Below are 6,313 nucleotides of genomic sequence, written 5' to 3' on the forward strand. Positions count from 1 at the left end.
TGCCGGCACCGCCGTATCCCTGGCGTTTATCGACAGACAATTGCCCCGGAGTTTGGTATGATCACGCCCGTCGAAATCGGATGCTCAAGCAGGAGTAACCGCTATGCAGTGGGGCAGTTCAACCTTTGTGTTGGCGGTCGTGTTTTTCTCGACCCACGCTTTCGCCGACCCTGTTCAGAAATCAGAAGACATCGTGAAGTTTTTTGCCGGGGCGGCCGACCTCGGCAAGTCGCGAGGGATTTGTGTCGGCACCGAGGAGGAGTGCAAAAGCAAGAGCAAGGCGAAGGACGCGCCGGGAGAAAAATCCAGCCTCGATATGCTGATCAATTTCGGGTTGGATTCGGCCGAACTCGACACCACTGCGCGCGCTGAACTCGGCGAGTTCGCCAAGGCGCTGAAGGACAGCCGGCTGAGCACGTTCAACTTCGTCGTCGAAGGTTTCACCGACGCCACCGGCACGGTGCACTACAATGAAGGCCTGTCGCAACGGCGGGCGCAATCGGTTGCAGCCTTCCTGACGGCCAGCGGTGTCGAGCCTGCCCGTATCAACGCGATCGGCATGGGCGAAAAGAATCCGCGCAGCCCCAACCCGTACGATCCGGTCAACCGCCGCGTCGAAATGCGGATAAAGACGCAATAGCGCGCAGCTGTCACTACTTGAGCACGCCGCCCACGGCCACACCGGCGCCGAAGATCAGTGCTTTGGCGAGGAAGTCGTTATTGTATCGGCGTGGCGGAGGATCATCCTGCCGCACTAGGATCTCGCGGTTGCGCCACTTCTGAACGGCCTGCTGTTGTTTGCGGGGGTTCCGTGCCACCGGTCTCTGCGTGCGGACCTTCTGTACCACTTGCTTTTTCGGCTGCGTCGCACGGGCCTGATCGGCAGCATATCTGGCGCGCACGGCTTCCATCATCGGATCTGTCTGGATCACGAGGAATGCAAGCTGCTCGCGTGTCAGATAGCTGGTCTGCGGCAGGCCGTTCTTCGCTTGCCAGATGCCGATCGCCTTACGGGTCTGTGAGCCCATGTTTCCGTCGACGCGGCCAAGCTCGTTGCCCAATGCTTCGATGCGCAATTGCAGGTCGATGCGACCCTGGCGGTCGAGGCCAATGGCACTTTCCGTCAACTCGGTGCCCGGTGTTTGCTTCACCTCGTCCGGGACGCCGACCGAGGTGCGCACTGCAGAGCCGGAACTGGCGTTCGCCTGGTCCGCATCAAGTGCCGCGACCTGCCGGTTTTTAGCTTTCGGGTCGTTCAATTCGTCGACGTTCAGCCGCGCCACAGTGGCGAAGCGACCGTTCGGAAACTGGTCGAGATAGGCTTGGTAGAACGGAATGGAATTGTGCTTCGAAGCCTCATCCCAAAGACGTTGCTCGACTTCCCACGAAGGCGGATCACTGGCAACGGGGGCAGGAGAGGATGTCGCTGTGGCGCTCGATGCGTCGGCCACGGGATTTGCAGCAGGCGCTGCTGCCGCGACTGGTCTTCCCAGGAAAACCTCGCGTCCCAGCGATGCGTTGTGCCAGGGCCTCTGGCGACCTTGCGTGGTTTCGGTCACTTCGCCGCGCACGCGCGTCAGCGCGCTCTGGATTTCGACGCCGGGTTCGGTCAGGTGCCTGGCCAGCGCTGTTGAGTAAGGACTGTCGACCCCGTTGCCGTCGAAGGCGATGGCGCCGGGATCCGTTGCATAGGCAATCAGGAGGCCGCCGGTGCCGACGCCGTCCGATATTGCTTCGACCGGCGCCAGACCTGTGCCCAGCGAGGTGGAGCGGCTTTTCGGCAGCGAGGCCGCCAGCGTCCTTGCCAGCGGATTGTCGCGGCAGGCATCGAGAATGATGACGCCAATCGCCGGGTCGGGCGGCAGCGCAGCCATGAAGTCGTCGATCTGAATGGTACGGGTCTTGAGATAGGCCGGCGACGTCAATTCGGCGTCGACCGGTATCAGGTAGTTCTTGCCGTCGACCTGCATGCCATGACCGGCATAGAAAATGACCGCGACGTCCGCGTCGTAGGATTGCTCGGTAAACCGGCTGATGAGGCTGTGCATGCCTGCATTGTCCTGGTCGACCCCTTCGATCACCTCGAAGCCGGCATTGCGCAGCGTCGATGCGATGAGGTGGGCATCGTTGGCGGGGTTGGGCAAGGTAACCGCATGGACATAGTTGCTGTTGCCGATCACCAGCGCGACGCGCTTGGCGTCAGGCGCGGCAGCGTGGGCGCCGAGAGCGGCAAGGAAAACCAGGATAATCCCGCTCAGAAAGACCGTGAACGCTTTCATGGACCAGCCCTCTACCCATCAGGGTGCACTGTTGATGTCTACGCATGCTTGATTTCGTCGGCGACTGGGTCGCTTGTGCCAAAATGGCTCCTGAGCGTATGTGGTCTTGACCACAGTTTTGGTTCACAAAGGGCCTGAAAAAAGGTGCCTCGTGGCGCCCATGGTCTGAGCGACCATACCGTGAAGGCAGGTTCAAAGCGTATTCTGAATCGAGCCTATGACGGCCGTGACGGCTTGCTTGTATTTTTCGAACTCCGGTGATGTCTGGCGGATCTCCGTCGTGCTGGTTGTCTGCTGGCCGGCGTCGGTCGCGACGCGAGCAACCTTCTGGCCCATCTTTCTTTCTGCCCAATCCACGACATAGTCGGCCGTCTTGCCCGTGAGAAAGGGGTTGGCTTGAATGACGGCGGACCCGAGCACGGCACTCAATTGCGCCGAACCCGACGCCGACAGCACCTGATGCGCGCCTTCCATGCCCAGGAAATGGCAGAGATAGAGCCGGCCGGCTGTGATTTGATGGCCGCGTGCCCGAAGATAGGCTTCGCCTTCCCGCGCCAGATTTCGCACCATCTCGCGCGAGATCGTGGCGTCGTAGCGCAGAGCGAGCAGGTCGGCCGTCGACAGCGTTCGTGCAAGTTCGGGGCGATAGGTGTTCATCATCCGGATCCAGGTCTTTGTGATGAACTGGCCAGCGCCGGTTGCTGATGAATTTGGGTTCTTGGCACGGGCGCTGCCACCACTTTCGACATGAACGATACGCTCGGTCAGCGTTTCGACGGCAACATCGCCGGAATTGCCGGAATTGCCAGTATCATAGGTGGCGACCGCGGCGGTCACCGTGCCCAGCGGATCGATCGCCTCGCCATTCTGATAGAGTTCGAAATGCAGATGCGGTCCGGTCGACAGGCCGGTGGTGCCAATATAGCCAATGATGTCACCGGCCTTCACCTTTGTGCCGACCCCGCTTGCGATTGCGAATTTCTGCATATGTGCGTAGCGCGTCTCGCGTCCGTTGGGATGTGCAATCTTCACCAGGTTGCCGTAACTGCCGCCGTCGCCCTGGAAGGTGATCTCGCCGTCGAAGGCGGCTGCGATCGGCGTACCCACGGGGGCTGCCCAATCGACGCCCTTGTGGATGCGAACCACGCCCAGAATTGGGTGCTTGCGTGGGCCGAAGGTGGACGTCATGACCCCGTTGACCGGCGTGACCATGCCGTTGGTGACCGTCAGCGAACGAACCTGGTCATCGCCGGTAACGCACGCAAACTGACCGTCGCTCTGCTGGAAGACGAAGCATTCGAGGCTCTTTTCAGTACCCTGTACACCGACATACAGCACGCGTCCGTCGGTCTCGCTCTTGCCGCGCGGCGTTTGCGAATAGATCAGGACAAGGCGCTGGTCCTCGCTGGCGAAGGCGTCCAGATCCTGTCCTCTCGACAGGTACATGATCGCTTCGCCGATCACGCCTGTCGGAACTTTGTTGCGCGCCGCCGTCGAATAGATTGCGTCGAGCAGGCGATACTGCCGCTTGTGCGTGCCTTCCTCCGGTGCGCCCGAATAGTTGAACAGATCTTCGCGGACCCAGGGATCGACACCCGATACGAATGCGCCCGCGGCGTTGCGCGTCAGCGTGCCGACAAAGACGTTCTTAGCGTAGATCGACACCTGCATGAGCGACATTGTCGTCGTCTCGCGCGTCGGCCTGAAACCGCGCATGGCCACGACATAACCGGGTTCCAGGCCTTCCCGGTTGAAAAGCGCCTTCAGGGCTTCGCCCGCCAGCTTGGCGTCCTCGGCGGAGAAATGGGCATCGAGTGCAACACTGTCCAAACTGCGGTCATTGAGGATTTTCACGAACGTGTCTTCGGTCGCCTCGAACCGCTGATACTCATTCGTGACGGTTGCAACACTCGTGTTGTTCTCGATCTGCGTCTTCTGGAATGCGGGGAGGGCTGCCTCGCCTGCATCGATTGTTTCACCCCAGCCGGCTTCGGGATCGTCGGTGCCCATCTGCTGTCCCGCGGCAGCCGGAGCCTCGTTGGCGGCAGGCGACGGCTGAAGATCGTTCTGCAGATCCCCCGCCGGTGGCTGAAGATCGTCCTGCAGATCGTTGGACGGTGGCGGGGCGGTCTGCCGTTGCGCCTGGAAGAATGCGAAGTCCTCCTGCGTCGACGGTATCGTCGTCATGAATTTTTCGCTGGCGCTGAGCATCACATCCGACAGGATTTCGATCTGCGCAGAAACCCCGGCCTGATCGAGATCCGTCGGCCTTGCGATCGAATGGCCCTTCGACGTGGCGGCGTCGGGGGCAAGGGTAATCCACATCGGGTCCCCGGCAAGGTCGATGATGGCAGGCACATAGACCGATGCATCGGCCGGCACGTCGTCCACCCCTTCGACCGCGTGAAGTTCTTCGTCTTCGTCGCCGAACGACCAATAGTCCGCCGTGAGGTAGAAGCCCACGGCGATCGACGCCATGACAATCGCAGCAAGACCGGCAAGCAGCCGGCGCCAGAGCTTGCGTCTGCGAAGCGCAAGGCGCGCCTCCTTCTTCTGCCTGAAGCTCGTGTCGATACTGTGCGTCACGGGCGACTTCCGGTCAGGAAGAACGTCCATCGCACCTGTTCAAGCGTATCGACTTCGAGAAATTGCGCCGCAATATGGCCGCGCTGCCAGCATTCGTCGATGCCGCGGATCGAGAAACGTCGTCGCTCGATACACATCTCCGTCGATCCGGTGAGGATCGCATGGCCAAACACGTCCGTGGCATAGATGTAGATGTAGCGATTCGTCAGCTCCTCGCGGATGACGTTCACGCATTGATTTGCGCCGATGGTCCACCAGCCATCGGTCTGGTCAGCATTGTCGATCTTCTGGCCGACCGCGAGATTGACGACGTCGAGTGTCTGATTGCAGACCGTGAACTCGGCGCGCGCTTCGCCGGATGACAGCACGGCCAGCAAAGCGGCACCCGAGATCACCGCGAGCTTCATGCGCCCCGTCAGGGCAAGCACGGCTCGAACCGGATCACGCTGCTTTATGGGCAGGTCGTCGGACGAGTGGGGCAAACACGAGCAGCTTTCCATCGGGCGCCCATGCTATCCGCCGAGCCGGAAATACTTGGCAGTGGCTGAAAACTGAGATCCGTCGGTCTCGATTTCCTCGAGAATCTTGGGCAGCAGCACCGAGGCTGGCGTCGGCGTGGAGAACGCAGCCGCCTGAATATCCTGGGGCCCCGTGATCACCATTATGATCTGCGGCACAGCCTTTCCGGCGGCCTTGTCAGCGGCGCCGAGGCCAATCGGGATGCTGAAGGTAGCCTTGTCCGATTGTGCGACGATGCGGTCGTCGAGATTGAACACCATGCCTTTGTGATCGATCAGCAGCACGCTGGAAATGAGCCCGCCACGCGTCACCAGCGTGCCGCTGATCGGCGTACCGTTCGGCACCGATGTCCGGTCGAGAACAAGCTGCGGTTTGTCGGCCGCAGTCTGCTCCAGGAAGCGCAGAAAATTGGTGACTTCGCATTGGCTCGGCTCAATGAGGCGGACGCTGATGTCCGGCTCGACATGGAATTTTGCCTGGAAATCGCCCAGCATCCGTTCGAATGGCTGAACCGCCATTCCAAATCCTTCGATCGCGGCGGCCGTGTCGGTTGACGAATTCACGGTCGCATAGAAACAGTCGCCGCCGCCGAAGTCGCGAACCCAGGAGATTCGTTGCGCGATGTCGTCGACGGCCGGGGGAACCGCTGGTTTGGGCACGTTCAACGCGACGACAGGTTGGTCCGGCTGTTTGGTTGCCGGTGGCACGGTCTTTTGGCTCTCGGCGTTCGCGACATCCGTCTGGCTTGCAGTGGGTTTGGGCGCCGGCGCGGCCACCTTGGGCGCTGCCGGCTGGCTGATCTGCGGTTCGGGCTTTGGGCTCTCCACAACCGCTGGCTCGGCCGGCAGTGTCTTTTCGGACGGCTGCGCGTCCGTTGCCGATGACTTCGGAGGTTCCTCGGTTTGCGCGGCGGGCTTGGCCGGCTCCGG

5 protein-coding genes are annotated in these 6,313 nt (G+C 61.3%); 1 reads left to right on the plus strand and 4 read right to left on the minus strand.

Going from position 1 to position 6,313, the window contains the following annotated elements:
• Positions 1-103 precede the first annotated feature (103 nt).
• The gene (locus tag EN935_RS18110) at positions 104-640 is read left to right on the plus strand and encodes an OmpA family protein (RefSeq protein WP_109661595.1); all 537 of its coding nucleotides are present in this window, start codon (positions 104-106) and stop codon (positions 638-640) included.
• Between the two features lie 13 nt (positions 641-653).
• Here the strand turns inward: EN935_RS18110 and EN935_RS18115 are convergent, their stop codons facing one another.
• From EN935_RS18115 to EN935_RS18130, 4 genes are all read right to left on the minus strand, one after another.
• Positions 654-2,279 carry a caspase family protein gene (locus EN935_RS18115; RefSeq protein ID WP_127263041.1) on the minus strand — a complete coding sequence of 542 codons (1,626 nt, stop codon included), beginning with the start codon at positions 2,277-2,279 and terminating at the stop codon, positions 654-656.
• Positions 2,280-2,471: 192 nt separating this feature from the next.
• Complete coding sequence (locus tag EN935_RS18120) at positions 2,472-4,865, minus strand: M23 family metallopeptidase (RefSeq protein ID WP_127263042.1); 2,394 nt, start codon at positions 4,863-4,865, stop codon at positions 2,472-2,474.
• Positions 4,862-5,233, minus strand: coding sequence for a DUF1036 domain-containing protein (locus EN935_RS18125; RefSeq protein ID WP_245489000.1), 372 nt, complete (start codon positions 5,231-5,233; stop codon positions 4,862-4,864). The genes EN935_RS18120 and EN935_RS18125 overlap by 4 nt, the downstream gene beginning before the upstream one ends.
• A 144-nt stretch (positions 5,234-5,377) precedes the next feature.
• Positions 5,378-6,160, minus strand: coding sequence for a hypothetical protein (locus tag EN935_RS18130; protein WP_245488999.1), 783 nt, complete (start codon positions 6,158-6,160; stop codon positions 5,378-5,380).
• Positions 6,161-6,313 lie beyond the last annotated feature (153 nt).

The sequence above is a fragment of the Mesorhizobium sp. M7D.F.Ca.US.004.03.1.1 genome, assembly GCF_003998635.1.
Lineage (GTDB): Bacteria > Pseudomonadota > Alphaproteobacteria > Rhizobiales > Rhizobiaceae > Mesorhizobium > Mesorhizobium loti.

Bases quoted from the DNA above. Each gene is read 5' to 3' on its own strand.
- EN935_RS18110 (WP_109661595.1), top strand. From the start codon at position 104: ATGCAGTGGGGCAGTTCAACCTTTGTGTTGGCGGTCGTGTTTTTCTCG.
- EN935_RS18115 (WP_127263041.1), bottom strand. From the start codon at position 2,279: ATGAAAGCGTTCACGGTCTTTCTGAGCGGGATTATCCTGGTTTTCCTT.